The following is a 26,614-nucleotide window of genomic DNA, read 5'->3' as shown; positions in this document are numbered from 1 at the left end:
GTTGAAATTACAATCAATAAAGAAGCATTGGATAGAGGCGATTATAAAAAGTATTTCAAAGAAGAAAAAAGCTTATTGTCAACCAATTCATCTAAGGGGCCACACTTCGAATTTGAAATTTCTCCATCGTATGATTTCACAACGATTTATGAAAAGTTTTTGAAGGATAATAATGTACCCGAAGAAAATCGTATTCCGATTGAAGTAGATAGCAATCGTGCTGAGGTTACTAATCAATTGATTTCATTGGGCTTTTGGATATTGGTGTTTGGTGGAATTTGGTTGCTATTCAGACGTATGTCTGGCGGCGGCGGCGGCGGACAAATTTTCAACATAGGTAAATCGAAAGCAGCTTTATTTGATCAAGATAATAAAGTGAAAATTACGTTTGCAGATGTTGCAGGTTTGGATGAAGCAAAAGAAGAAGTAAAAGAGATTGTTGATTTCTTAAAATACCCTGGAAAATTTACAAAATTAGGTGGTAAAATTCCTAAAGGTGCATTATTAGTTGGCCCTCCAGGTACAGGTAAAACCTTGCTTGCGAAAGCTGTAGCGGGCGAAGCGGGTGTTCCATTCTTCTCTCTTTCTGGATCTGACTTCGTTGAAATGTTTGTTGGTGTAGGTGCTGCACGTGTGCGTGACTTATTTAAACAAGCAAAAGAAAAAGCACCTTGTATTATCTTTATTGATGAGATTGATGCAATCGGTCGTATGCGTGGTAAAGGCGGTTCTATGCCGGGTTCTAACGATGAACGTGAAAATACATTGAACTCTTTATTAGTAGAGATGGATGGTTTCGGAACAGATTCTGGCGTTATTATTCTGGCTGCAACAAACCGTCCCGATGTATTGGATGCTGCATTACTTCGTCCAGGTCGTTTTGACCGTATGATTAGTATTGACAAACCAGACATCGTCGGTAGAGAGCAAATATTTAAAGTGCATTTGAAACCATTGAAATTAGGTCCAGATGTAGATGCGAAAAAAATCGCTGCACAAACGCCAGGTTTTGCTGGTGCAGAGATTATGAATGTATGTAACGAAGCTGCCTTAATAGCTGCACGTAAAGATAAAGATCAAATTGAAATGCAAGATTTTCAAGACGCAATTGATCGAGTGATTGGTGGTCTTGAAAAGAAAACGAAAATCATTTCTCCAGAAGAAAAGAAAATTGTTGCTTACCACGAAGCTGGCCATGCTGTTGCTGGTTGGTTCTTAGAGCATGCAGATCCGTTGGTGAAAGTAAGTATTGTACCACGTGGTATTGCAGCTTTAGGCTATGCGCAGTATCTTCCTAGGGAGCAGTTCTTGTACACTGTTGAACAGCTTACAGATGAAATGTGTATGGCTTTAGGAGGTAGGGCAGCAGAAGATATCATTTTCAATAAGATCTCAACGGGCGCATTGAGCGATTTGGAACGCATTACTAAAATGGCTTATGGTATGGTTTCTATTTATGGTATGAATGATAAAATTGGACATATTTCGTTTTACGATTCCAAAGCCAGCGATTATTCATTCAATAAACCGTATTCTGAAGCTACTGCACAAACAATAGATGAGGAAGTTCGCAACATTGTGAATGAAGCCTACAACAGAACGAAAAAATTATTACTTGATAAGCGCGAACAACTAGAAATAGTTGCACAACAATTATTAGAAAAGGAAATTTTATTTCAAGCAGATTTAGTACAATTAATTGGTAAACGTCCGTTTGAAACCGAAACAACACTCGAAGCATTTACAAATAGGGTTGATGTACCGGTGCCAAGCATTATTCCTGATCCCGCTGCACAAGAAGCAAATACAGGCTCTTCAACATATACAACAAACGAAGGGTCATATAATAAATAGTTTATTTGAATGGCCTTAAATCCTGCAAAAGAAGCAATTTTAAAAAAAATCAGACAAGGTTTGACTCGGAGGAATCCAATTCCTCCAGAGCCAAACTTTGTTACAGATATTTACAGCAAATCTCCGGAAGGGGATTTGTCTGTTATTTTTGCGCAACAATTTTTACAACACAAGGGTGAGTTTTATTTCGTAGAAAATGAATCTGAATTGTGTGCTGTAATTTCAAACGTTGCATCCATTAAAGGATTTCAAAATATATTTGTTTGGGAAAAAGCAATTATAGATTTACTTTCCCCATCAAACTTAGTATTTGATACCAGCGAAAAAAACTTTACCGAAGCAGGGGTTGGTATTACCAGTTGTGAAGCCTTAATTGCTCGTACAGGAAGTGCCTTAATAAGTTCAGCAAACTTATCTGGACGAAGACTTTCTATTTACCCGCATATACACGTTGTGATTGCTAAAACGTCACAGCTTCAATATGATATTAAAGATGGCTTGGAATTTATCCGTACAAAATATGGTGCGAATATTCCTTCTATGATTTGTTTAGAAACAGGCCCAAGCAGAACTGCTGATATTGAAAAAACATTGGTTTTGGGTGCACATGGTCCAAAAGAATTATTAGTCTTTTTAATTGATGACTCAGTACATTGAAACCGTTCAACCCGGAAAAAAAATATTTTTTTTATCTGATTTTCATTTAGGTGTCCCTAATCACAAAGAAAGTCGCGAAAGAGAAGATAAAATAATCCGATTCTTAGATTCTATAACACCCGATGCACAAGCGGTATTTTTATTGGGAGATATATTTGATTTTTGGTTCGAATACAAACATGTAATCCCTAAAGGTTTTATTCGCTTACAAGGTAAAATTGCACGCCTAACGGATGCAGGTATTCCGGTCTATATGTATACAGGCAACCATGATTTATGGATGTTTGGATACTTTGAAAAGGAATTGGGGGCGAAAGTTTTTTACAAACCCATTGATTGGGAAATTGCTGGTAAAAAATTTCTAATTGGTCACGGCGATGGTTTAGGCCCTGGCGATCACATCTATAAATGCACAAAGAAAGTATTTGTTAATCCGTTCTTTCAGTGGTTGTTTAAAATGACACCGCCTGCTATTGGCATGGGAATTGCCAAGTTTTGGTCGGGCAAAAGTCGTCTGCATAATTCCGACGAAACGTTCTTTGCAGAAAAAGAATTCTTATGGCAATATTGTAACCAACAACACACAATCTTAGAAAGAGATTTCTATATTTTCGGTCACCGTCATTTGCCCTTAGATTTAAAAGTTGGCGAACACAGTAGATATGTAAATATAGGTGATTGGATAGGTTATAATACGTATGCAGAATTTGATGGTGAAACACTTAAATTAATACCATGGATAGATCCCTTAAATTAATTTTCGTATGTGTACTTTTTGTTCTGTCACAAAATATTTTTGCTCAGGTATTTAAACCCTTAAGCTCTTCTAAAATTCCAGGGCAAATTGGCTGCGTATCTTCCGATGCGTATGGCTTTATTTATTTAACAGATCATTCTGGCAATATTTATAAACTAGATTCTTTGGGGAAACAATTTGTATTGGCTTCACCGCCTCGTAGAGGACAAATTACATCTATTGAAGCCACGCGTAATGTAAACATTTTTGTGTTTTACAGCGATTATCAAGTGTATTACTACTACGATCGTTTTTTGATGCAATCTCAAACACTTTCATTCCCAAGTGCGCTGGTAGGATTTGCACGTATAGCAACACCTTCACTTGATCAAAATATTTGGTTGGTAGACGATCAAGATTTTAGTTTAAAAAAATTAAATTCTAAATATTATACCATTGACATCAATACACCATTAGATTTAATTATTGATCCTGAAGTGTATAATATGAATTGCATGCGCGAATATCAAAACTTGCTTTTTATTAATGATGCAAATTCCGGAATATTAATTTTTGACAATATGGGAAATTATAAAACTCGGATACCTGTAACAGGACTTACCTATTTTAGTTTTTATGGCGATAATTTGGTATTTGTTAAAGATGGATGCATGCACATCATGAATATTTATACCTACAAAGAACAAAAATATACCAATGATCTATTTAAAGGTGCCAGTGTTGCTATTCTTACAAATAAAAGATTGCATTTAATACAGGGCGACACCTTATTAATCTATCAGTTTGAAGAAAGTAAATAATATTCGTAAATGGTATCGGTAAAAAATGTTTATGATTTTATATTTGAAAATATAGATTTTAAATTAACTGTTTAATTAAAAGAATAAGAATAAAATTACACGAATAATGAAATCCCTAATCTACATTTGTTTTGTTTTTTTTATAGGAGCAAATTTTGCTCAAGCACAGAAAGAGTATATAGTATCAGGTAAAGTAAACGATACTACAGGACTACCACTCATTGGGGCTATTATTAGAATCAGCGATGGCTCGGTTGGTGTAGCCTCTGACGAAGATGGAGATTTTAAAATGCCTTTGAAGGAAGGAGACTATACACTGATAGTAGAATATTTTGGTTATAAAGTAGAACAAAAAGATATTCGTGTTAATAATAACGTATCAATAAGTTTCATTCTAGAAGAGGATTCTCAAATAGCGAACGAAGTAGTTATAACAGGGAAAGCCCCCGATGAGAATGTGACAAGTACTAAAATGGGCTCTACGGAAATAACGGTGGATGAGATAAAAACATTGCCGGCTTTATTTGGCGAAGTAGATATTGTTAAAAACATTCAAACCCTTCCCGGTGTGCAAGTAGCTGGTGATGGTAATACAGGTTTATATGTACGAGGTGGTGGTGCAGATCAAAACTTAATATTAGTGGATGAAGCACCCGTATACAATGCCTCTCATTTGTTTGGTATCTTTTCTATTTTTAATGCAGATGCCATTCAAAGTGCTGAGTTATATAAAGCAGGTATTCCTTCTCAATACGGAGGTAGATTGTCTTCTATGTTAGATGTGCGCTTGCGTGAAGGTGGTCCTAAAAAGTTTTCAGCCAAAGGTGGAATTGGAATCATTGCAAGTAGATTGACTTTGGAAGGTACTTTTAATCAAGGAAAAGGATCTTACATATTTTCAGGAAGAAGATCGTATGCCGATTTATTCTTATTGCTATCTTCCGATCCAGAAATCCGTAAAAATAAATTGTATTTCTACGATTTGAATGGAAAGATTAATTATCAGTTCAATAAAAATAATAGTTTATATATATCTAGTTATTACGGAAAGGATAAATTTAAATTCGGCGGTTTGTTTGGATTAGGTTGGGGAAATGCAACGTTTACTGCGAACTGGAATCATTTATTTTCTGATAAATTATTTCTGAATACAATATATACCCATTCGGAATATAGTTTTGATTTGTCTATTTCTCAAGGCGTGCAAGCATTTAGATTTGGTTCAGGGATTAAAGAGAATAGTGTAAAGCAAGTTTATCAGTATGTGCCATCTATTCGTCATCACATTCATTTTGGATGGTCTGTAAGTCAACGTCTTTATGATCCAGGTAAATTTGAGCCCAGTAATCCGAATTCTATTTTTTCTTCTAATAAAATACCAAACAATCATTCCTTGGAAGGTGCCTTGTTTGTTTCAAATAAACAAAAGCTTTCTGAAAAGCTTAGTTTGGATTATGGTCTTCGTTTGAATATGTTTAATAACATGGGTGCAGGTACAGTGTATAATTACAGTGGAGATCCAACAAATTCAACAACTATTGATTCTACTGTTTATAAAAAAAATCAAATCATCAATACGTTTTGGGGCTTAGAGCCACGTATTGCAGCACGATATATTGTGAATGATAAATCTTCTGTAAAACTAGGGTATAACAGAAACTATCAATACATACATCAAATATCAAATTCGCTTACACCAGTACCATTTGATGTGTGGACGCCAAGTAATAATTATTTCAAACCCGAAGCTGTGAATCAATACTCAGCAGGGTATTACAGAAATTTAAAAGATAATACGTATGAAACTTCGGTTGAAGGATACTACAAGAATTATTCGAACTCCATTGACTACATTGATAACGCAAGCTTGTTGCTGAATCCGCAAATTGAAACACAAGTGCATATTGGTAAGGCATGGAGTTATGGCGCCGAGTTCTATTTAAAGAAAAAGAAAGGCCGTTTGACGGGTTGGATTAGTTATACCTTATCTTGGAGTTATAAAAAAATTGATGGTATTAACGACGGTAAAAAATATTTTGCAGGCTATGATCGTCGCCATAGTTTAAATGTAATTGCATCATATAAAATTAGCGAACGTGTTACCTTTGGTGGTCAATTTGTATTTGGTACGGGCCGTCCAATTGGTTTGCCTTATGGAGGTTATCAAATAGATAATTTTTGGTTGGGTGTTTATCCAGAACGTAATTCATTCAGATTGCCTAGTTACCATCGTTTAGACCTATCACTTACAATTGATCAACGTAAAAAAGAAGGCAGAAGATGGGAGGGAAGTTGGAGCATTTCAATCTATAATATTTATGGCTTTCTGCATATAAATCCGTGGACGGTTGTTGCACAGACTAACAAGGATTCAGGACAAAAAGAATATGTAGCAATTTATTTCCCTGCACCTATTCCTTCCATTACATATAATTTTAAATTTTAATTGAATATGAAACAGCTACTTATTTTCGCATGTAGTATTCTATTATTTTCGTGCCAAAAGGTGATTGATATAAAGCCGAAAGATGGCGAAGTGAAAGTAATCATTCAAGGATACTTATATACAGATTCTATTATTAAAGTGCGGATTGCAAAATCTACCAATTATCTATCACCCATATCGCCACCAGGCTTGGGTACAGCTGTTATAACGTTGTCTGATAATCATGGAAATTCAGAAGTATTAACATGGAATCCAGTAAATAAGATTTATAAGGGAAATGCGCTGCTTGGGGTTGTAAACGATACGTATACCCTTAAGGTAGAGTTTGAAGGTAAGACCTATGTTGCTAGTTCTCTCTTGCCTTATTTAGAGCATGCAGATACGATTAAAATAATAAAAAAACCTAAAACTACTATTCAAGACGAAAAGTATGAAATGAAGTTGTATGCAACTATTTCAACCAGTACCGATTTTTATTATTTATTTAAGGGATATGCTGATAATCGTTTCTTAAATGGTCCGAACGATATTTATTATGCAGATAATAAAAATTTAAATGGAAATTTAAATGGTATTGATATTGGGTATGATGAGTACAAAGTTGGAGAGGTAGCCAAACTTGAATTGTATTCATTGACTGAAGCAGCATATAAGTTTTACGATGCAGCGAGTTTGCAATTAAATAACGATGGTGGTTTCTTTTCTACCCCACCAGCAAATGTGCCAAGCATGTTTGATAAGGGTGCAATCGGTTTGTTTCAATGTTCCGATATTCAAGTATTGACAACAACAGTTTTAGCGCAGTAAGGTATTCTTATTGATGAAATCTATGAGGTTTTAAAAACCTCATAGATTTGGATACCTTTCAACAAACTTTAGTCTGATATTTACCATTCTGCAGTCTTTGACTATGTTGTTTGCGCAGGAATAATCACCTGTAATGCGTTTGGTACGCACGCTACCGTAATATGTTTGCCCAACATCAAGGGTTCTCCATCAATATGTGCAGGACCTTCAGTAGGTCTCTGAATATCTAGTTTCTTGAAAAAATGATATTCTATTTCAGGATCTTGGTTTATTTTTTTAGAAAAGAGTTTGATGATTTTATCAATGGCTCCTAAAAATGAAACAGGTTTAATCAATACTAGATTTAATTGTTGATCTGATAACGATGCTGTTGGCGCGATAAATGCATTGTTGCCATATTGATTTGCATTGGCAAACGTACTGATTAGATAGGTTTCCTTTATTTCTTTTGTATCATCTAGTAGAATCGTTAAGGGATCTCCTTTGTAGCTGCGTATCGTTTTAATAAACGCTTTGATATAGGTTTTTAATCCTCTGGTAGGGAGTTCGTCAAATACTTTTGTAACGTGCGCATCCAAGCCAATCCCAGCAGTACAAAAAAATGGAATGGAATTAATCATTCCACTATCAATTGTTTTGATGTCAAAATTGTTCAGTAAATGAATCGCTTTCTTTGGCTCTAAAGGAATACCCAAATGTCGAGCTAAGCCATTACCAGAGCCCATGGGAATGATGCCTAAATTTGATTTTGTATGAAGTAAGGAAGATGCAATCTCATTCATGGTGCCATCACCACCAACGGATATAATATTTGGAATGCCTTGCGCTGCTGCTTCTTTTGCAATCTCTGTTGCGTGTCCTGCATAGCGGGTTAAGACGATTTTGACTTTTTTGCGATCCGTTTTTAGCGTACTATAAATTAACTCCGTAATGTTATGCTTACGGGTAGTTCCTGATATTGGATTGATAATAAATAAAAATTGTATCGCTGTTTCGTTTGCTAACATTACTTTTTTATATGTGCACTTATATTGTTAAGAAATGAAGGAAATAAAAGTGTAATGTGGATCGTATGTTTTTATAAACATACGTTAATATCCGCCATTATACGTAGCATTCTGCTTGTTGATTTTTAAATCTTTCAACAGGGATGACTTCGCATTCAGAGTAAACATAAACGATTGACGTTCTCCTAGGGGAACCACATTTAAACTCATTTGCCAGCAATGCAAATCTCTAAATATTTGAATTGTAGTGTAACCTAATTTTTGGTTTAAAATATCAAAACCAGAGGTTACTTTAACTTTCCAATTGTCAGAAATTTTAACATCTCCATTAAAAGTTAATGAATTTACATACGTAGCAGGAGCCACACCTATTTTTGTGTAACTCATATTGTAACTAATAAATAAATTCCACGGGATTTTAAAATCGATGTATTGATCTGCACCAGCAATAACATAATTAGCTGCATTGGGATTTATAGAGCTTACAGGTCGCTGACTTTTTTGTCCATTTGGATTTAAGTTGGTGCTTAATGCAATGTTGTAATTTGTTAAAATCAAAAAACGTTTATTTGTTTCACTCTTAAACGCAAAATTATCTACACGTCTTTGCACATAATTGTCACCATTCATAGAATCTAAAATCGTTTCATACGGATCAAACGTACTGTTGAAATTGATATCGATTTTATCAAATAATCTGCTACGTGCATTCAAGTTAATTAACGACCAATTCAATGAATCCGCGCTAAAATTATACGCCCCAGCCACACTTAGATTTTCAATCAATTTGATTTTCTTGGTACCATTTAAAGAAGTTGTGTCTTTTCTATTGCGCGCTTTTCCTTCAATGGTGTTTTGTAAATTAATGGACAAACTATTTACCGTACCACTTTGGGGGCCGCCATACACATATTCTTTATACCTAGAAAAGGGTGTTTCTTTTCCTTTGTTTACAACTGCGCTATTTGTATAGAAATATTGATCTCCCCCCATTGCAACCAAATCTGGCCTATAGGTATAGGTGAAGGTAGGTATAAGGGTATGACGAATTCCTTGCAAGAATTTTGTATTTACTCGATAGGTACCATAAATGCGGGTAGTAAGTGCTGTTGTAAAGTTGCCTGAAAAGGCGGTGTTTATGCCATTTATCTTATTGCTTTCTGGCTGCACAGATAACACCCCTGTTTTTGTGCGAATGGTATCGTAATCTAGTCTATTACCATATACCCAGTTTTCAAGAATCACACGAGGGTTTAAACTAAAATATTTCATCACCTTAAACGTGGTGCTGATTGGTACGGCATTTTTAACACCCCATTGACCTTCTTGTAGTATTTTATTGAAGTTGTCTTGAATGGTTAGGATGGTATCTGTATATGCTTCATTATTGATTGTTCCATTTTTTAATTGATTGGTTGCCGTGTATTTCGTACTACCATTGTAGGAAATATTAATTTTTTCATACCAATTATTACCAGGTTTTGTTTTTGATTTAAACGGATAAACTCGATTCATCGAAAAGTTGACTTCAGGTAAAGTTGCCGTCATCACCTTTGATATCGTATTTTGTTCTTGTCTAAATGCAACCGATAAATTAAAAGGCGAATTTCTAAAAGCCTTAGACCAAGAAACGTTTGAAGCAAAATTGGTGCTTTGATAATTGATTGGGTTGTATGAATTGGCTGTATAATATTTGCTAGAACTGATGTTTACATCGGCAGATAAACGGGAAGGTTTATTGCCAATGGTTGTATGGCTCCATCTAAAATTAAATAATTCAGGGGCTGATGTTGTGTCTGCAAAACCTTCTTTTAATTTACTATAACTAAAAGAAGTTAAGCCAGAATAATTGTATCGTTTGATATAATTTGCTTGCGTTAAGATTCGATAACTTTTATTTGCATACAAATCGCCAATAATTTTTGCACCCACATAATCATTCACAGCCCAATAATAACCCCCGTTGGTTAGAAAAAAACCTCTACTTCTAGACTCACCAATGGTTGGGATAATGAGACCCGATTTACTTCTGCTTGTAACTGGGAAGAAACCAAGTGGCAGGCCTAGGGGAGTTGGGATACCCATCACCTCCATGTGGAAAGGGCCTGTTACAACTTTATCACCCGGAATTACTTTTAATTTACTTGCATTAATTGAATAATGTGGATGTGGTAAATCGCAGGTTGTATATAAGGCATGTTTCACATATATTGCTTCGGGAGTACGTTTAACGGGACCTCCGTGTATGTATCCGTCTCCTTGTCGCGTTACAATACCTTTAATAATACCTTTACCACTTTTCATGTTGTAGCGAATGGAGTCTGCCACATACATATCTGAACCTTCTTTAAAAATAGGTGTTCCAACGGTTTTGCCTGTAAGTGTATCTAATCTTCCGTAGGCGCTTACTTCATTTGTAACCCAATTAATGACTAAATATTCGGCTTCAATATTCTTAGTTCCATAAACAACTTTAGATTCGCCATACAAATACACGCGTTGATCTGCCATACTCATGCGGATTGAATCTCTGCAGGAATATTGAATGCGCGTATCAATATCATCTTGAGGAACTTCAAGAGTATCCACAACTACTAGCGTGTCTATAGGTACTGCGATACGTGCTTGAGAAGAATCGATTTTAAAAAATAAGGAGTCCTTTTGCATCCGATTTATGGCTACAGAATCGGATATAGGGGATTGGGCATTGATTAATCCTACATTCAAAATGCAGAAAATCAATGAAAATGTGCGTATTAAACCGCGTTTATATTTCAGAATTAGATTAAAATTCACAACTTTGGGCAAAGTTATTGTATTAACTTCATAAATAAATACAAGGTGAAAAAAAATCTTTACGTACTTTTTTCTGTACTTATACTTTCTTTAGCGTCATTTTCTCCGCTCGGAGTCCACTCATACAAAGTTCGTACCATAGTTTTGGATGCGGGTCATGGAGGTAAAGACCCTGGCTGTCATGGCACTACAGGGATTGAGTCTAAGGTAACGTTGGCTGTAGCGTTGCAATTAGGTCGAATTATTAAAGAAAATATGCCCACAATGAAGGTATATTATACCCGAATGTCTGATAATTTTATTGAATTACACGACCGTGCAAGCATCGCAAATCGAAACAATGCAGATTTATTTGTTTCAATTCATTGCAATGCAGGACCTTCGTCTGCTTTTGGTACCGAAACCTACGTAATGGGTTTACACGCATCGGAAGATAACTTGGAAGTAGCAAAAAGAGAAAATGAAGTTGTTTTAAACGAAACCGATTATCAAAAAAATTACGATGGATTTGATCCAAGGTCGCCTCAGGCACATATACTTTTTTCACTCTATCAAAATGCGTATATTGAAAACAGTATTCGTATTGCATCGAAAATAGAAAATCAATTCTCAAAACGGGTTGGCAGATCTAGTAGAGGTGTTAAGCAAGCAGGTTTTTTAGTACTTTGGAAAACAGCCATGCCAAGTGTATTAATTGAATTGGGATATTTAACAAATGAAGCAGAAGAAAGATATTTGACCAATAAAAACAATCAGATATATTTGGCTTCCGCTATTTATAGAGCCATTAAAGAATACAAATCAGAAATAGAAAATTAGACTTTATATCAGTAACTAGAGTGAACATATCAAAAGAATTTAAAGTAGGCTTAATGACCCTTATTGCAGGTACTACCTTGTATTTAGGGTTCAATTTTTTAAAAGGTTCGGATGTATTTAAAAATTCCAATACCTTTTATATTAAATATTCAAAAGTAGATGGCTTGGCTCCTTCTAATCCTGTTTTTATTAACGGATTTCAAGTTGGGAAAGTAAAGACATTAACCTTAAACCAACAAGAGAATAACAGTATTTTGGTATCCATTGATGTGAATAAGGATATTTTAGTTGGAGATGGTACGTATGCAGAAATCGCAAAAGATTTACTAGGTAGTATGAGTATTGTATTAAAAATGGGGAAAAACAACACTCAATTTTCTAATAACGATACCATAAAAGGTGGATTTCAAATGAGTTTGACAGACATGCTTGGCAGTAAAGCCTATCCTGTGATTGATCACTTGGATACAACCTTAGTTAATATAAGCCATTTAGTTGACAATGACATGCGAACTAAATTATATGGTACCTTATCTAATTTAAATGCCATAACAAGTATTTTAAAAACTACGATGCAATCCGGACAAAGCAATTTAGATGGCACATTTAAAAACTTAAATACATTAACGTCAAACTTAGTAGAAACGGAAAAGAAATTAACGCCCATTTTAGATAAATTTGGTTCCTTGGCAGATACCTTGAATGATCTAGAGCTTAAACAAGCAGTAACAAATGCGAATAAGTTACTGGTAGAATTAAATAAATCTGCTACAAAATTAAGTAATGGTGAAGGTACCTTGGGCGCTATGTTAACAGATAAATCTGCATTTGACAACTTAAACAAAACAATGAAAGATTTGGATGCTTTATTAATACATTTTGAGCGCGATCCAAATCATTTTTTATCTCCATTTGGAAAAAAGGAAAAAATAAAAAAGGGGAATGAATAAGTTTTCAAATGTAAAGTGAATTAATAATCATTAGTCTTTAATATATCGATATTTGAAAATAATGCTCTGGAATACATCCAGAGCATTATTTTTTTCGTACTTTATATAATTGAACATTTAGTTCGTTTTGGTGCGCTTAAACGAATGATTAATTACATTAAAGCTTCGCATCTTTTTATTTAACATAAGTGACATTATGAGTATACAATCGGATAGAAATAAAATTGTCTTAGAGCAACTTTGCACGGAACTAAAAAAACGCTTACAACAAGTGTATTTAGGAGGCGGAGAAAAACGATTGAAAGCCGAAGAAGAAAAAGGGAAATTGACTGTTCGAAATAGAGTTTCCTCGTTATTTGATAAAAAATCGGTATCTATAGAAATCGGTGCACTTGCTGCGGAAGATATGTATACAGAAGTAGGTGGTTGTCCATCTGCTGGTGTTGTTGTTAAAATGGGTTATGTAGAAGGTCGCTTATGTATTATTGTTGCTAATGACGCTACCGTCAAAGCGGGGGCGTGGTTCCCGATGACAGCAAAGAAGAATTTACGTGCCCAGGAAATTGCTATGGAAAATCGCATTCCAATTATTTACTTGGTAGATAGTGCAGGTGTTTTTCTTCCCATGCAAAATGAAGTGTTTGCTGATAAAGAACATTTTGGACGCATCTTTAGAAACAATGCGTGGATGTCTTCAGAAGGAATTTTACAAGTTGCAGCAGTTATGGGAAGCTGTGTAGCAGGTGGCGCCTATCTTCCAATCATGTCCGACGAGGCATTTATCGTTGAAGATACTGGCTCTATATTTTTAGCAGGTTCATATTTGGTTAAAGCTGCCATTGGGGAAACAATCGATAACGAAGCGCTTGGAGGTGCTACTACACAAACAGAAATTTCAGGCATTATTGATCATAAATGTAAAACGGATCAAGAATGTTTAACACGCATTCGAGCAGTTCTCGCTCATACGGGTCATTCTGAAAAGGCTGGCTTTGATCGAATTGTTCCATCAAAACCAAAAGAAAAGGAAATAGAAATTTACGAGTTATTACCAGAGGATCGAAGTAAACCGTACGATATGATGGATATTATACATCGTTTGGTGGATCATTCTAACTTTGAACCTTATAAGGAATTGTACGGTCAAACCATAATTTGCGGGTATGCACGTATTGATGGTTGGGCAGTTGGTATTGTTGCGAATCAACGCAAAATTGTTAAAACAAAGAAGAACGAAATGCAAATGGGCGGAGTTATTTATTCAGACTCAGCAGATAAAGCTGCTCGTTTTATAATGAATTGCAATCAACGTAAAGTGCCCTTGTTATTTTTACAAGATGTAACAGGCTTTATGGTTGGGAGTAGATCCGAGCAAGGGGGTATTATAAAAGACGGCGCCAAAATGGTAAATGCCATGGCAAATTCTGTCGTGCCTAAATTTACGGTTATCATTGGCAACTCATACGGTGCAGGTAATTATGCGATGTGTGGTAAATCATATGATCCCCGCTTGATTGTAGCTTGGCCAAGTGCACAGATAGGTGTGATGAGTGGGGCAGCGGCTGCGAAAACATTATTGCAGATCAAAGTGTCTTCATTAAAAGCAAAAGGAAAAGAAATTACGCCCGAAGCAGAAGCAACGCTATTAAAAGAAATTACAGATAAATACAACGAAGAGTTGTCACCCTATTACGCAGCAGCTCGTTTATGGGTAGATGCAATTATTGACCCGCTTGAAACAAGAACATATATATCTATGGGTATAGAAGCGGCTAATAACAATCCTAAAATGAAACGTTTTAATGTTGGCGTATTACAAACGTGATAAAAATAATTGAATATGGAAGAAGGTAAAATTAAAGCATTAATATCTTTATTAGACGATGAGGACGTGGAAGTGATTTCTCTGGTTGAGAAAGAGTTTTTAGCGCAAGGTGGAAGTGTGATTCCTTTTTTAGAAAAAGAGTGGGAAAATAATTTCAATCCAATTGTTCAGAAAAGAATTGAAGACCTAGTACATAGTTTGCAATTTATATTATTAGAAGATCGCTTCGCAAAATGGAAGAAGTCTGGCGGGGAAGATTTAATGGAGGGTATGTGGCTTATTTGCACGTATCAATATCCAGATTTGGAATTTAGCACCATAAAAAGTGCGATGGAACAAATGTATTATGAAGTGTGGTTGGAAATCAAGCCCGAGATGGAACCAATGGAACAAGTTCGGACAATCAATAATATTCTCTTTACAAAATTGAAATTCTCTTCTAATACAAAGAATTTTCATTCGCCTGCTAATTCCATGCTCAGTCAGGTTTTGGAAAGTAAAAAGGGGAACCCAATATCTTTATGTGTGATCTATATGTTGATAGCACAGAAACTGAAATTGCCAATTTACGGGGTTAATCTACCATCCTTATTTATTCTTACGTATAAAAATGACCAGACGCAATTCTATATCAATGCGTTTAATAAAGGAATTATATTCACGAAAGAAGACATCGATAGTTATCTACATCAATTAAATTTGGCACCGATCGATATATTTTATCAGCCGTGTTCTAACATAGATATTGTTGCTAGAGTACTGCGAAATTTGATTAATTCTTTTGAGAAATTGTCTGAAACGGAACGCGTAGAAGATGTTAAGAAAATGCTCTATTTTCTGAATGGAGAAAAGTATTAATCGCGGCTTCGTTTATGACTATGGAATTATTAGGATAGCAAATGCGTTCTAAAGATAAATTTACAAAAAAGCAATCGTATGGAAATTTTATTAAAACAATGGATGATACTTGCCGCTTTAATGACGAGTTTGATTGCTTGCTCACAAGACCAAAAGCAAGTACAGAAAAGAACGCTTACAGATTCTACACGAATTACACCATTAATTATACCAAATACTATGACAATAAAAGATCCCAATAACTACAATAAATTAAGTCCAGAAGAATCACGTGTGATTGACAACAAAGGAACTGAAAGACCATTTACAGGGAAATACTACGAAACAAAAACACCTGGTACATATATTTGTAGAAAATGTAATGCGCCTTTATATAACTCTACCGATAAATTTGAATCACATTGCGGTTGGCCAAGTTTTGATGACGAAATTCCGGGTGCTGTAACACGTGTACCAGATGCCGATGGAAGAAGAGTGGAGATTGTTTGTAGCAATTGCAAAGGTCATTTGGGGCACGTATTTGAAGGAGAAGGAATGACAGATAAAAATGTTCGTCATTGCGTAAATTCAACTTCGATAGAACTAGTACCTGCGAAGTAAAAAATCCCTTACTAAAAAAAAATCTGTTGCTATTTTCAGAGTCGTCAGACCACTTTTTCAGTGGTCCGACGACTTGTTTGTTAATATGCAATGTTGCCCTTTAATTAGACCAAACTAAGTGTTGTAGGGTTTTCTCAATTTTACATTCTCATTCCTATTAAATTGAATGATATCTAAAAAGTATTTATTCGGACAAACAAACAAGAAGTCTGAACACTGGGCTAATTAAAGACGACTTGTTTTCTTCCAGAAGATATCAATTATTCAAACTGTTTGATCTTTTGACCTAGAAGAAATGAATCATACTACACATTATTCCAAAACTAAAATGCCTGCTCACCAATATGGTTAAGCAGGCATTTTAGTTTTGGGGATAGATATTTTTTAAATAAACGCACTTCATTAAAATTGTTTCAACAAACATCCAACTGGTCTAGATTCAGATACTTTTATTGATTTGTTAGTAATCATAGCAGTAATTGCATCGCTTAAGAAAAAGTATGTAACATCTTTCGCACTTTGAGGATTATCATCGATAGATCCTTTGTATACAAGACGGAAAGAGTTTTCCATTTTTTTCAAAACAAATGCATCAGGTAAACGTGTTACACCAAAATCAATTGCTAAACGTTGCGTGCTATCTGCTAAATAAGGATAAAGCGATTGATCGTTTTGTACTTTTTTACGCATTGCTTCAATTGTTTCTTGCTTGTCCGTCTTACTGACAGATGAGTTGATAAGTAAAAAGGCAACACCGCTTGAATTAAATTGTTTCGCAAGATTCATGATGCGTTGTTCATACAGTTTCGCATACGGACAACTATTGTTGACGAAAATAATCACGACAACTTTTTTGTCATTATAATCCGTTAAAGATATCGGCGTTTCATTGGTTACATTTAATAACGTAAAATTCTGAATTGCGTCACCTATTCTGTACCCACTCAAAGTTTGGGCATGTGTTATAAACGAAGCGCTTATAAGAATCAGCAAAAATATTTTTTTCATGTTCCAACGTGGTTAAATTGTCAAAACTACAATATTGAATTATTTTATGATTCAATATTAATAATTTAATACGTGCCCAATGTACACTTTTCTAATCGATGTTGAAAGCAACAATATAATTATCGTATTCAAAGTATAGAATCTTATACGTAACTCCTTTCAAATGGATTAACGTTTCTCCGTGATTGATGCCTGCTGGTATGGGTTCAACAATTATGTCATCTTTCAATGAAATACCCTTTTCGCCAGCCAGTTTGTAGCCAGCTTCTTTAATACACCAATATTGTGTCATTTGCCGAACGTCTTCTGAAATTTCTTCTTCGAAAAGAAATTTTTTTCGGATCGTAAGGATTTTTGGGTCAATGCGTTCAATATCTATTCCAACTGGCTTGTGTTGATCTATAATAGCAGCTGCATAATCGTGGGAGTGGCTAATAGAAACCTCTCCGTTTTGTTCACATAAATACGGACGTTTGTCAGGCATTTTTAATGTACCTGCGTATGGTAATTTTAATTGTTCACAAACCAATCCAACCGTTATTCTGCTCGCCAACCATTCTTGTTTCTTTTTTGGATGCGAAATACTGTCTAAATACATGCGTTCTTCACTTCCAAAACTGTAGCTATCTTCTAGTGTTTTGGTTTCTTCTTGAATATTCCAAAGTCCCCAGGCGCGTTGCTTATCTAAGTTGTGAATGGTAATAATGGGCATTTTACTAAATTAATGGTAGAACAAAGTACGTAATTTTTTAGATAAAAAATTGCAGCTGTAGTGTTTCTTAGATTGTTCCATTCTATTGGCTTGTATACGGCATATTTGGATTTAGGGGATACATGAATTTACGAGTAGACACTTATTCACATTCGAGGTAATACTGTGGATAATACATGAATTATTGGTAAATTTATGTGTAATCCAGGTTATTTATTGGATAATTAATATGCATGTCCAAATACTTCAATTTAATAGGTATTCAATAGTATAACATGGTACAAATTCAGGTAGAAAAATTAGGAGTTTATATTGGTCATAAAGATTCCATTTATGCCTTAGAAAAAGGGATGAATGATTCAACTTTTTTTACTGCTAGTGGTGATGGAATGGTTGTTTTGTGGGATATGAAAATACCTAACGAAGGAAAACTGATAGCCAAACTTTCCAATTCTGTATATGCGCTTAATTACCTTCCCGAAACGAATGAATTAATAGTTGGGCAGAATTTTGAAGGAGTTCATGTAATTGATACGGTTACAAATGTCGAAATAAAATCTGCACAAATAACGAAGAGTGCAATCTTCAATATTAAAAATTACAAGAATCAAATTTTTGTTGCCACGGGTGATGGGTATTTGATTGTATTGCAGAAAAATGATTTGAGTGTTATTACAAAGTTGAAAATTACAGATTACAGTATTCGGGTAATTACTGTAGATTCTTCAAGAAATCACTTGATAGTGGGAAGTAGCGATCATTTGGTGCGAATTTTTGATTTGACAACATTGCAATTGATTCAAACTTTAAAAGGACATACCAATTCTGTTTTTGCAGCAAGTCTTTCTCCAGACAGTAAAATTTTAATTACTGCAGGAAGAGATGCTAAGTTAATGATTTGGAATATGGATACATATGCCCAGTTACATGTTATTCCTGCCCATATGTATGCTATTAATGATATTTCATTTTGTGCTTCGGGAAATTATTTTGTTACTGCAAGTATGGATAAATCTATTAAAGTGTGGGATAGCAAACAATTTAAATTATTAAAAATTATTGATAAATCTAGGCATGCAGGCCATGGTACATCTGTTAATAAGGTACTTTGGACTGAGCACGACCATGCTATTATTTCTGTGAGTGATGATCGTACAATTTCTATCTGGAATGTTGATTTGCCACATGAACGTATTTAATTCTCGAATTCTATAAATTTATTACCATGAAAGTTACTCCAATTGAAATAAGACAAAAAGATTTCAATAAAGCATTTAGAGGATATGATAAAGAGGAAGTAGATGCTTTCTTGAAATCACTTTCCCAAGAATGGGAAAAATTGATGGATGAAAATCGAGATGTTAAAAATCGATTGGAATTGGCTGACCGCGAAGTTGGTCGCTTACGCGAAGTGGAAAGCTCTTTGTTTAAAACGATTAAAAATGCGGAAGATACAGGTGCTAATTTAATTGAACATGCACAGCGTCAATCCGATTTGCACATGCGTGAAGCACAAATGAATGCAGAAGCTATTATGAGTGAAGCCCGCAATCGTGCGCGTAAGACAGTAGAAGAAGGAGAGTATGAAGCACGTACATTAGTTGCAAAGTTAATTGATGAAGTAACGACACTTCAGAAAGAACACGCAGAAATTGAATTTAAAAAGCAACATGCGATTCAAGAAATACAAGCCTTGGGTGAAGGTTTATTAGATCGTGTACAAAGAGAGAAGGCAAAGCCGAATAGAGTGGATACAGAGCAACGTATCGAAAAAGTGATTGAAGCTGCAAAGCAAATAAAAACCGAAGTTGCAGATGACTTTTCTGGGCATGAATTAAAAACAATTATAAAGCCCATTACTCCGGTAGTTGATAAAACTATTGTGCGTGATATGGATGCACCTTTATTCAACATTGATACTATACCACCTGCATTTGAACCTGCTAAAAAAGTAGAGCAGGTTGTTGATATGAGAGTTGAAAAAACTGCAGAAGAATTAAACGTAGACGAACCTGAAATTAAAAAAACGCCTATTCCTAAAGTGGATAAACCAACAGAGGGGACAGGTTCATTTTTTGATTCTATTTAACAAATTGATATACGATTTATGGATGCAGTTATTTCATTAGAAGGTTTAAAATTTCATGCGTTTCACGGGGTACACCCCCAAGAGCGTTTGGTAGGGAATATTTTTTTAGTAGATATTCATCTTTCTATGCAGCCCTTAGCGGATGGTTTTAAAGATGATTTATTGCGCACGATTGATTATGAACACGTGTATAAGTTAGTTGCTGAAGAAATGCGTGATCCCAAACATTTGATTGAAACGTTAGCTGAAAATATCATTACCAATGTTTGTACGCATATCCCTTTAGCGGAACATGCACGTGTGGTTATTTCAAAAATGAATCCGCCTGTTGGGGGGGAATGTTTGAAATCTAAAATCGAACTTAAGAAGCAACGTTTGTATTGAAGATAAAACCTGTTACTTCTTCTGAATCTTCATAATCCAGTTCGATTCCTGCAACATACAGCACCTGTTTTTTTTCAATGTATACGGAGATTCCTTCTACGGAGTATTCATTATCTCCTTCTTTTTTTTGATCAAAGCCTAGTACGAAACTCGTTCCTGAACAGCCACTTCCTCGCACCCCAATTCGCAAACCATAACCTTCAGGGATATTCTTAGTGTTTTTAATTAACGCAATCTGATTTAGAGCAAGTTGCGTAATGGTAAGGGGTAATATACTAGAATGAAATGTGCTCACAATCGAATGGAATGGTTTTATGTGCAAAGGATGCACACAAAGGTTATAATAATCAGCCAAAATTGTATATTTTTGAAGATTAAAAATAGATATATGTTAGAATTCTTATCCGAGTTTATAAAAATTGTTCTGCCTGCTGCTTTAGTAGTTTATGGTATGTTCTTAGTAGTTAAGACGTTTCTTCAGAAAGAATTTGAAAAAAGAGCGCTTGATATAAAAATTAAAAATGTCGACATCAAAATCAAAAACAATGAATTGGTATTGCCGATACGTTTTCAGGCATACGAACGCATCTGTTTGTTTTTGGAACGCATTGCGCCGCATAATTTAATTATTCGTAGCAACGAACCAGGCATGACAGCGGGACATTTACAGCAACAAATGCTATTCAATATTCGGGAAGAATATGCGCACAACATGTCTCAACAAGTATACATGAGCGATGAAGCGTGGAAACATGTTAAAGATGCGATGGAAAATATTGTTTCTGTAATCAACAATTCTGCACAGGTTGTACCTAATGATGCAAAAGCGATTGACTTGGCAAAAGTAATCGTTGAAGTGTTGATGCAATTGCAAAAAGAACCTACAGAAGATGCTTTGCAATTTATCAAAAATGAAATTAGACAAGTAATGTAGATCCGCTCTGGTTGTGTCTTTTCGACTAACCATGTACTACGTTCTGATGTTTAAAGCTAAGGCATAATTAAACAACATTGTTTTAAAATCTGTATTTGTTCTACCAATGAAAATAGCCATTCAAGGCGGCCGCGCTTCTTTTCACGACATTACTGCACGATATTATTTTGGGGAAGATATTGAGATTTCTGAATGTGCAACATTTAGAGAACTGTGTAATCAATTAAAACGTGGTAACGTAGATTATGCAGTAATGGCTGTCGATAATTCCATTGCAGCTTCTATTCTTCCAAACTACGCACTAATAGAAGAGTTCGACTTAAAGATCGTTGGCGAAGTGTATTTGAAAATTAAACAATACATCATGACTATTCCTGAAACCAAGGAAGAGAACATTCGTTCGGTGATGTCGCATTACATGGCCTTGAATCAATGTGAAGAATATCTATTGAATCATCCATTGATGGAGCGCAGAGAATACCACGATACAGCTGATAGTGCGAAGTATATTAAAGAACATTCAAGCAACGATATTGCTGCAATCGCAAGTAAGTATGCAAGCGAGTTGTATGGTTTGAAATTATTGGAAGAACATAGTATTGAAACGTATAAAAATAATTTTACGCGATTCTTTATTCTATCAAATGATAAAAAAGTTAAAAATGACGATGCAAATAAAGCAACCATCAGTTTTCGCTTAACCGATCAAGTAGGTGCTTTAGCAAAGGTTTTAAAGATTATTGTTGATAATGGAGTCAATCTAACAAAGATTCAGTCATTGCCTGTATTTGATACTGCTGCTGAATATCGGTTTCATGTAGATTGCGAATGGACAGATTATGCAAACTTTAAAAAGAGCATTCAAATCAATTCCATTGTAGAAGATTTAAAAATATTAGGTGAATATAAAAAAGGAGAATTCGTCAATGATTATTCCCGTAGCAAGTAGGCTCGACGTAGTTAAAGAATATTACTTTGTTCGCAAACTCGAAGAGATTGCGAAATTAAACAAAGAAGGAAAAAATGTAATTAGCTTTGGTATTGGTAGTCCGGATTTGGCGCCATCTGCAGCTACCGTGGATGCATTGGTAACAACCTCTCGTTTGTCCAATGTTCATGGATACCAACCATATAGAGGTATTCCTGAATTAAGAGAAAGCATCGCATCCTTTTATAAAAATACCTATGGGGTAGATTTAGATCCCAACACCGAAGTATTGCCATTAATGGGTTCCAAAGAAGGGATATTGCATGTATCCATGGCCTTTTTAAATCCGGGCGATGAAGTACTGGTCCCAGATCCAGGTTATCCAACATATACGTCATTGACTACGCTCATTGGTGCGTCCGTGCGCAAGTATGCTTTAAGTGAAAAGAATAATTGGCATCCGGATGTTGAAGAGTTAAAAAAGCAAGATTTGTCGAAGGTGAAAATGATGTGGCTAAATTACCCACACATGCCTACTGGTGCAGAAGCAGATCGTGCGCAGATTGAAAAAATTATTGACTTCGCACGTGAAAAGAACATATTATTGTGTTTCGATAATCCATATAGCTTAGTTCTGAATCAAAAGAAACCATTCAGTATTTTAAGCATACCCGGTGCAAAAGATGTTGCAGTTGAATTCAATTCATTGAGCAAGTCGCATAACATGGCAGGCTGGAGAATTGGTATGATGGTAGGTTCGCCTATGTATTTAAATCCTACCTTAACGGTTAAGAGCAACATTGACTCAGGTATGTATTTGGGTTTACAAAAGGCCGCGATAGAAGCCTTTAAAAATACAGACTTATGGCATGCCGAACGCAATTCTATTTATGCCGAGCGAAGAGAGAAAATATTCGGCATCTTAGATAAATTAGGCTTTGAATTTAGCCGTGCACAAGTAGGCTTGTTTGTATGGTGTAAACCAAAAGATCCAAATTCAATTAAAGATATACCAGCATTTGTTGATCGCATGTTAAATGAAGCCTATGTATTCTTCACACCAGGAGCGATCTTTGGTGAGCAAGGGGAAGGTTATATGCGCGCATCCTTATGTGTGCCAATAGAAAAAATTGATGAAGCCGAAGCGCGTATAGACGCGTGGTTGAAGAAATAAATGAGATGGAGATAGATTTGTCTAGCTTGTAGACAAATCTATTTCCATTTATGTATTAAATGTATAAATCAAACTTATTTAACTCTTTAAAAAATGAAACCATCATTTATTATCAGTGTAGTATTATCCCTGTTGTGTAATACGTCCTTTGCACAATATTTTAAATACGATCATGAGATTAGTGGATATTCATTAACACCTGCATTGGCAACATTTAGTAATCCTTCGGGAATTGCTACAGATGCTTCAGGTAATGTTTATGTTGCTGATCATGATAATCGCTGTATTCAGAAATTTTCCAATGACGGAGTTTTTATTTTAAAAATCGGAACCAGTGCAAATCCAGAGCAGCAAATTATCAGACCAGTTGCAGTTGCGGTTGATGCCAACGGTAATATGTATGTATGTGAAGAAATATCACATAGTGTTATGAAATACAATGCTTCAGGGGATTTTGTAAAAAGATGGGGAAGTGCTCTTTATGTTTCGGGTAGCGCGGATGGCGAATTTAATACACCTACAAGTATTACCGTAGATGCTTCAGGAAATGTATTTGTGGCGGATAAATTAAATAACCGTATTCAGAAATTTACCAGCAATGGAGTATTTGTAAAGAAATGGGGAAGTTTGGGAAATACAAATGGTAAATTTGGATCGCCTGTAGGAGTTACTACTGATGCTGTAGGTAATGTGTATGTAGCTGATGCAGGTTACGATATGATTCACAAATTTAGCAACGATGGTGTGTTTATTGAAAGATGGGGGGTGAGTGGCAGTGCAGATGGAGAATTAAGTGCACCTGAAAGCGTTTCAGTTGATGCGTTTGGAAATATATTTGTAGCTGATTGCGGAAATTATCGTATTCAAAAATTTACTTCAGCTGGAGTATATATTGCTAAATATGGAAATCAGGGAACTGGGGAGCTGGAGTTTGGTACACATGAAAATATTGCTGCTGATGGAGACGGGAATATATTTATTTCCGACAAAGGAAATAACCGCATTCAAAAAATCACAAATAGCGGAGTGTTTGTGCGTAAATGGGGCACGCTAAAAGGTATAGAAAATGGCCAATTAAATGCACCTTCGGATCTGGAAATTGATGCAAATGGAAATATTTTTGTTATAAGTCAAGGCGATTCAATGGTTCGTAAATTTAACAGCGATGGAGAATTTGTTACTAAATGGAAGGTAGAATACGATATTTATAAAAATTTAAATGGAGGAATCGCTGTAGATGCTTCTGGAAATGTATATGTTACTATTGGTTATCATATTCAAAAGTATACAAATGCAGGACAGTTTATTACTGCATGGGGAGAATTTGGTTATGATAATGGACAATTCAGAAGTGCAGCATCATTAGCGGTCGATGATTTGGGATATATATATGTAGCAGATTCGTATTCTTCAAATATTCAAAAGTTTTCAAGTGATGGAGCTTTTATAAAGAAATGGAGCACGAATCTTTCACCTTATGCTGTCACAGTAGATGACTTTAGGAATGTTATTGTTTCTACTGCTGGGGCAGTTATTACTAAATATAGTAGCTCTGGAAACTTTTTGATAGACTGGGTATCAGAAGGACCTGCACCAATGTATTGGAATATGATTCGAAATTATTATTCAGCAGCTCTTGTAACTGATTCAGAAGGTAATATTTATGCAATGAGCGATTATGATTCGTTTGTCCAAAAATTTTCTACTAATGGAACTAGTATGTGGACATTTGGAATGCCTGGTATAGGAGATGCACAATTTAATTTTGGTAGAGCGTTAGAATTTGATCAATATGGAAACTTGTATGTAGCAGATACAGGTAATAATCGTATTCAGGTATTCAAACCATCAACTGTTGATCCGGACAAACCATCAACTGTTGATCCGGATATAACTACTGCTTATGCAAAACCTGTCCTTGTTCCTTCTATTATTGTTTATCCAAATCCATCAACAGGAACATTTAGAGTATCTGCAGATGAAAAAGATATTCAATCTGTGACTGTATTTAATGTCTTGGGACAAAAGGAAGTATTCACAGGGTTAGAAATTTCTACGCAATTAAAGGGGCTTTTGATTGTAGAAATTTTAACAAAAAATAATAACGTCATTACTAAAAAAATAATTATTCAAGAGTAGTAAATGATCGTAGCTAATTTGTATTAATAGATTATTTAGAATATGACGCTTCAATAAGAATAATCAATCATGAAGAAACAAATTTTAGCTATCGTTGGAAGTGCAAGCAAAGAATCTTCTAATTTAAAACTTGTAGAACACATTGCTTCTATCAGTATGGATTCTGATGTAACAATTTTTAATGCATTGCACACCTTACCGCATTTTGATCCAGCGCTAACCGATATCCATACTCCACAAGAAATCGTTGATATACGAAATGCAATAGAAAAGGCCGATGGTATTATTATCTGTACACCAGAGTATATATTCAGCATACCAAGCGGATTGAAGAATTTGTTTGAGTGGTGCGTATCAACAACTGTATTTTCGCAGAAACCAATAGCCTTAATAACAGCTTCTGCGCAAGGCGAAAAATGCCACGAAGAATTGAAGTTGATTATGAAAACCGTGGAAACAATTTTTACAGAAGAAACAACGCTGTTGATTCAGGGAATTAAAGGGAAAATATCTGATGAAGGCATAATTAAGGATGAAGGATTGGTGTTAGAACTCGAACAATTTATCAAAGAATACCATAAATTACTTTTTTGAATATTTTATTTCGCTTATTAATAGATAGTTATACTTTTTATAAATTATTTTGCTAATATAGTTAGTATTGTAAAATTCCTTCCCTATATTTGCTAATGTAATTAGTAAATGATCTATACCCTTGTCTTTTTAAATAAAAATCAATGTTATATCAATACGCTGGACACGTGATATGGTATTTGAAACCTTGTTTTGCTTTCATCACAGCTGAATGAACAAGACAATTTTTATAAAAAGATAGGGTGTATGATCGCCAAAAAAAGTGAACAACAATTAAATATAGGAGGAACAAAGTATGTTTGTAATCAGTGATATTATTAAAAGTATTGGAATAGATATTCATTATTTGTTTTCAATTTTGAAACAATCAGATTGGTTAACAGAGAATGGAACGGGCGTTTCGTATTCGTTTATGAATATTGAGATGATCAACAACTCCATTATTGCCGGTATGGTATATATAGGCGACAAATTAG

24 protein-coding genes and 1 pseudogene are annotated in these 26,614 nt (G+C 35.0%); 20 read left to right on the top strand and 5 right to left on the bottom strand.

Going from position 1 to position 26,614, the window contains the following annotated elements:
• The 6 genes from ftsH to Q0543_RS09825 form a co-directional block, all read left to right on the top strand.
• The coding region (gene ftsH / locus Q0543_RS09850; protein WP_299252037.1) for an ATP-dependent zinc metalloprotease FtsH at positions 1-1,854 on the top strand (1,854 nt) is incomplete at its 5' end.
• Positions 1,855-1,863: 9 nt separating this feature from the next.
• Positions 1,864-2,511 (top strand): LUD domain-containing protein, encoded by a 648-nt coding sequence (locus tag Q0543_RS09845; protein WP_299252034.1) that lies wholly within the window; start codon positions 1,864-1,866, stop codon positions 2,509-2,511.
• Positions 2,495-3,268, top strand: a complete 774-nt coding sequence (locus Q0543_RS09840; protein WP_299252031.1) for a UDP-2,3-diacylglucosamine diphosphatase — start codon at positions 2,495-2,497, stop codon at positions 3,266-3,268. Before Q0543_RS09845 ends, Q0543_RS09840 begins: the two co-directional genes overlap by 17 nt.
• Positions 3,247-4,068 carry a hypothetical protein gene (locus tag Q0543_RS09835; protein WP_299252029.1) on the top strand — a complete coding sequence of 274 codons (822 nt, stop codon included), beginning with the start codon at positions 3,247-3,249 and terminating at the stop codon, positions 4,066-4,068. Before Q0543_RS09840 ends, Q0543_RS09835 begins: the two co-directional genes overlap by 22 nt.
• Before the next feature lie 106 nt (positions 4,069-4,174).
• The gene (locus Q0543_RS09830; protein ID WP_299252026.1) at positions 4,175-6,514 is read left to right on the top strand and encodes a TonB-dependent receptor; all 2,340 of its coding nucleotides are present in this window, start codon (positions 4,175-4,177) and stop codon (positions 6,512-6,514) included.
• A 6-nt stretch (positions 6,515-6,520) separates the two neighbouring features.
• A complete protein-coding gene (locus Q0543_RS09825; protein ID WP_299252023.1) occupies positions 6,521-7,321 on the top strand; it encodes a DUF4249 family protein in 801 nt (266 codons plus the stop codon).
• Positions 7,322-7,422: 101 nt separating this feature from the next.
• On the opposite strand, the gene Q0543_RS09820 is transcribed toward Q0543_RS09825, so the two are convergent.
• A complete protein-coding gene (locus Q0543_RS09820; RefSeq protein ID WP_299252020.1) occupies positions 7,423-8,328 on the bottom strand; it encodes a YegS/Rv2252/BmrU family lipid kinase in 906 nt (301 codons plus the stop codon).
• A gap of 84 nt (positions 8,329-8,412) precedes the next feature.
• The gene (locus Q0543_RS09815; RefSeq protein WP_299252017.1) at positions 8,413-11,055 is read right to left on the bottom strand and encodes a putative LPS assembly protein LptD; all 2,643 of its coding nucleotides are present in this window, start codon (positions 11,053-11,055) and stop codon (positions 8,413-8,415) included.
• 150 nt (positions 11,056-11,205) lie between these two features.
• On the opposite strand from Q0543_RS09815, the gene Q0543_RS09810 reads away from it, so the two are divergent.
• The 5 genes from Q0543_RS09810 to Q0543_RS09790 all read left to right on the top strand — a co-directional run bounded on the left by Q0543_RS09810 (position 11,206) and on the right by Q0543_RS09790 (position 16,176).
• The gene (locus Q0543_RS09810; RefSeq protein ID WP_299252040.1) at positions 11,206-11,943 is read left to right on the top strand and encodes an N-acetylmuramoyl-L-alanine amidase; all 738 of its coding nucleotides are present in this window, start codon (positions 11,206-11,208) and stop codon (positions 11,941-11,943) included.
• 20 nt (positions 11,944-11,963) lie between these two features.
• Complete coding sequence (locus Q0543_RS09805) at positions 11,964-12,893, top strand: MlaD family protein (protein ID WP_299252014.1); 930 nt, start codon at positions 11,964-11,966, stop codon at positions 12,891-12,893.
• A 196-nt stretch (positions 12,894-13,089) separates the two neighbouring features.
• The gene (locus Q0543_RS09800) at positions 13,090-14,718 is read left to right on the top strand and encodes an acyl-CoA carboxylase subunit beta (protein WP_299252011.1); all 1,629 of its coding nucleotides are present in this window, start codon (positions 13,090-13,092) and stop codon (positions 14,716-14,718) included.
• Between the two features lie 15 nt (positions 14,719-14,733).
• On the top strand, positions 14,734-15,576 hold the full coding sequence (locus tag Q0543_RS09795) for a transglutaminase-like domain-containing protein (RefSeq protein WP_299252008.1): 843 nt from the start codon (positions 14,734-14,736) through the stop codon (positions 15,574-15,576).
• Positions 15,577-15,654: 78 nt separating this feature from the next.
• Entirely contained in the window at positions 15,655-16,176 is a 522-nt protein-coding gene (locus Q0543_RS09790) for a methionine-R-sulfoxide reductase (RefSeq protein ID WP_299252005.1), read from the top strand.
• Positions 16,177-16,578: 402 nt separating this feature from the next.
• On the opposite strand, the gene Q0543_RS09785 is transcribed toward Q0543_RS09790, so the two are convergent.
• Both Q0543_RS09785 and Q0543_RS09780 read right to left on the bottom strand, forming a co-directional pair.
• Positions 16,579-17,184: a thioredoxin family protein gene (locus tag Q0543_RS09785; RefSeq protein ID WP_299252002.1), complete on the bottom strand. Its 606-nt coding sequence runs from the start codon at positions 17,182-17,184 to the stop codon at positions 16,579-16,581.
• 91 nt (positions 17,185-17,275) lie between these two features.
• Positions 17,276-17,896 carry a 4'-phosphopantetheinyl transferase superfamily protein gene (locus tag Q0543_RS09780; RefSeq protein WP_299252000.1) on the bottom strand — a complete coding sequence of 207 codons (621 nt, stop codon included), beginning with the start codon at positions 17,894-17,896 and terminating at the stop codon, positions 17,276-17,278.
• A 275-nt stretch (positions 17,897-18,171) separates the two neighbouring features.
• Here Q0543_RS09780 and Q0543_RS09775 point away from each other — a divergent pair, with 275 nt between their 5' ends.
• From Q0543_RS09775 to folB, 3 genes are read left to right on the top strand one after another with little or no spacing between them, the layout of a single operon-like run.
• On the top strand, positions 18,172-19,095 hold the full coding sequence (locus Q0543_RS09775; protein WP_299251997.1) for a WD40 repeat domain-containing protein: 924 nt from the start codon (positions 18,172-18,174) through the stop codon (positions 19,093-19,095).
• Positions 19,096-19,121: 26 nt separating this feature from the next.
• Positions 19,122-19,985 (top strand): DivIVA domain-containing protein, encoded by an 864-nt coding sequence (locus tag Q0543_RS09770; protein WP_299251994.1) that lies wholly within the window; start codon positions 19,122-19,124, stop codon positions 19,983-19,985.
• An 18-nt stretch (positions 19,986-20,003) separates the two neighbouring features.
• Positions 20,004-20,369: a dihydroneopterin aldolase gene (folB, locus tag Q0543_RS09765; RefSeq protein WP_299251991.1), complete on the top strand. Its 366-nt coding sequence runs from the start codon at positions 20,004-20,006 to the stop codon at positions 20,367-20,369.
• Here the strand turns inward: folB and Q0543_RS09760 are convergent.
• The gene (locus tag Q0543_RS09760; RefSeq protein ID WP_299251988.1) at positions 20,347-20,664 is read right to left on the bottom strand and encodes an iron-sulfur cluster assembly accessory protein; all 318 of its coding nucleotides are present in this window, start codon (positions 20,662-20,664) and stop codon (positions 20,347-20,349) included. The genes folB and Q0543_RS09760 overlap by 23 nt on opposite strands.
• Positions 20,665-20,757: 93 nt before the next feature.
• Between Q0543_RS09760 and Q0543_RS09755 the strand changes: the two genes are divergently transcribed.
• From Q0543_RS09755 to Q0543_RS09730, 6 genes and pseudogenes are all read left to right on the top strand, one after another.
• Positions 20,758-21,303 carry a hypothetical protein gene (locus tag Q0543_RS09755; protein WP_299251985.1) on the top strand — a complete coding sequence of 182 codons (546 nt, stop codon included), beginning with the start codon at positions 20,758-20,760 and terminating at the stop codon, positions 21,301-21,303.
• 106 nt (positions 21,304-21,409) lie between these two features.
• Entirely contained in the window at positions 21,410-22,252 is an 843-nt protein-coding gene (locus Q0543_RS09750) for a prephenate dehydratase (protein WP_299251982.1), read from the top strand.
• Positions 22,230-23,405, top strand: coding sequence for an aminotransferase class I/II-fold pyridoxal phosphate-dependent enzyme (locus tag Q0543_RS09745; RefSeq protein ID WP_299251980.1), 1,176 nt, complete (start codon positions 22,230-22,232; stop codon positions 23,403-23,405). Before Q0543_RS09750 ends, Q0543_RS09745 begins: the two co-directional genes overlap by 23 nt.
• A 93-nt stretch (positions 23,406-23,498) precedes the next feature.
• Complete coding sequence (locus tag Q0543_RS09740) at positions 23,499-25,544, top strand: T9SS type A sorting domain-containing protein (RefSeq protein ID WP_299251978.1); 2,046 nt, start codon at positions 23,499-23,501, stop codon at positions 25,542-25,544.
• Positions 25,545-25,613: 69 nt separating this feature from the next.
• A complete protein-coding gene (locus Q0543_RS09735; protein WP_299251976.1) occupies positions 25,614-26,138 on the top strand; it encodes an NADPH-dependent FMN reductase in 525 nt (174 codons plus the stop codon).
• 295 nt (positions 26,139-26,433) lie between these two features.
• Positions 26,434-26,614 (top strand): annotated as a pseudogene (locus Q0543_RS09730) (hypothetical protein); the annotation flags it as partial.

Origin of the sequence: uncultured Cytophaga sp., from assembly GCF_937863595.1 — a bacterium.
In the GTDB taxonomy this organism is placed as follows: domain Bacteria; phylum Bacteroidota; class Bacteroidia; order Cytophagales; family Cytophagaceae; genus Cytophaga.
Note: the sequence above shows the minus strand (reverse complement) of the source record. Positions and strands in the feature narration are given on the sequence as shown.

Bases quoted from the DNA above. Each gene is read 5' to 3' on its own strand.
- Q0543_RS09735 (WP_299251976.1), top strand. From the start codon at position 25,614: ATGAAGAAACAAATTTTAGCTATCGTTGGAAGTGCAAGCAAAGAATCT.
- Q0543_RS09785 (WP_299252002.1), bottom strand. From the start codon at position 17,184: ATGAAAAAAATATTTTTGCTGATTCTTATAAGCGCTTCGTTTATAACA.
- folB (WP_299251991.1), top strand. From the start codon at position 20,004: ATGGATGCAGTTATTTCATTAGAAGGTTTAAAATTTCATGCGTTTCAC.
- Q0543_RS09770 (WP_299251994.1), top strand. From the start codon at position 19,122: ATGAAAGTTACTCCAATTGAAATAAGACAAAAAGATTTCAATAAAGCA.
- Q0543_RS09740 (WP_299251978.1), top strand. From the start codon at position 23,499: ATGAAACCATCATTTATTATCAGTGTAGTATTATCCCTGTTGTGTAAT.
- Q0543_RS09820 (WP_299252020.1), bottom strand. From the start codon at position 8,328: ATGTTAGCAAACGAAACAGCGATACAATTTTTATTTATTATCAATCCA.
- Q0543_RS09830 (WP_299252026.1), top strand. From the start codon at position 4,175: ATGAAATCCCTAATCTACATTTGTTTTGTTTTTTTTATAGGAGCAAAT.
- Q0543_RS09745 (WP_299251980.1), top strand. From the start codon at position 22,230: ATGATTATTCCCGTAGCAAGTAGGCTCGACGTAGTTAAAGAATATTAC.
- Q0543_RS09795 (WP_299252008.1), top strand. From the start codon at position 14,734: ATGGAAGAAGGTAAAATTAAAGCATTAATATCTTTATTAGACGATGAG.
- Q0543_RS09800 (WP_299252011.1), top strand. From the start codon at position 13,090: ATGAGTATACAATCGGATAGAAATAAAATTGTCTTAGAGCAACTTTGC.
- Q0543_RS09780 (WP_299252000.1), bottom strand. From the start codon at position 17,896: ATGCCCATTATTACCATTCACAACTTAGATAAGCAACGCGCCTGGGGA.
- Q0543_RS09825 (WP_299252023.1), top strand. From the start codon at position 6,521: ATGAAACAGCTACTTATTTTCGCATGTAGTATTCTATTATTTTCGTGC.
- Q0543_RS09775 (WP_299251997.1), top strand. From the start codon at position 18,172: ATGGTACAAATTCAGGTAGAAAAATTAGGAGTTTATATTGGTCATAAA.
- Q0543_RS09845 (WP_299252034.1), top strand. From the start codon at position 1,864: ATGGCCTTAAATCCTGCAAAAGAAGCAATTTTAAAAAAAATCAGACAA.
- Q0543_RS09750 (WP_299251982.1), top strand. From the start codon at position 21,410: ATGAAAATAGCCATTCAAGGCGGCCGCGCTTCTTTTCACGACATTACT.
- Q0543_RS09790 (WP_299252005.1), top strand. From the start codon at position 15,655: ATGGAAATTTTATTAAAACAATGGATGATACTTGCCGCTTTAATGACG.
- Q0543_RS09840 (WP_299252031.1), top strand. From the start codon at position 2,495: ATGACTCAGTACATTGAAACCGTTCAACCCGGAAAAAAAATATTTTTT.
- Q0543_RS09755 (WP_299251985.1), top strand. From the start codon at position 20,758: ATGTTAGAATTCTTATCCGAGTTTATAAAAATTGTTCTGCCTGCTGCT.
- Q0543_RS09835 (WP_299252029.1), top strand. From the start codon at position 3,247: ATGGATAGATCCCTTAAATTAATTTTCGTATGTGTACTTTTTGTTCTG.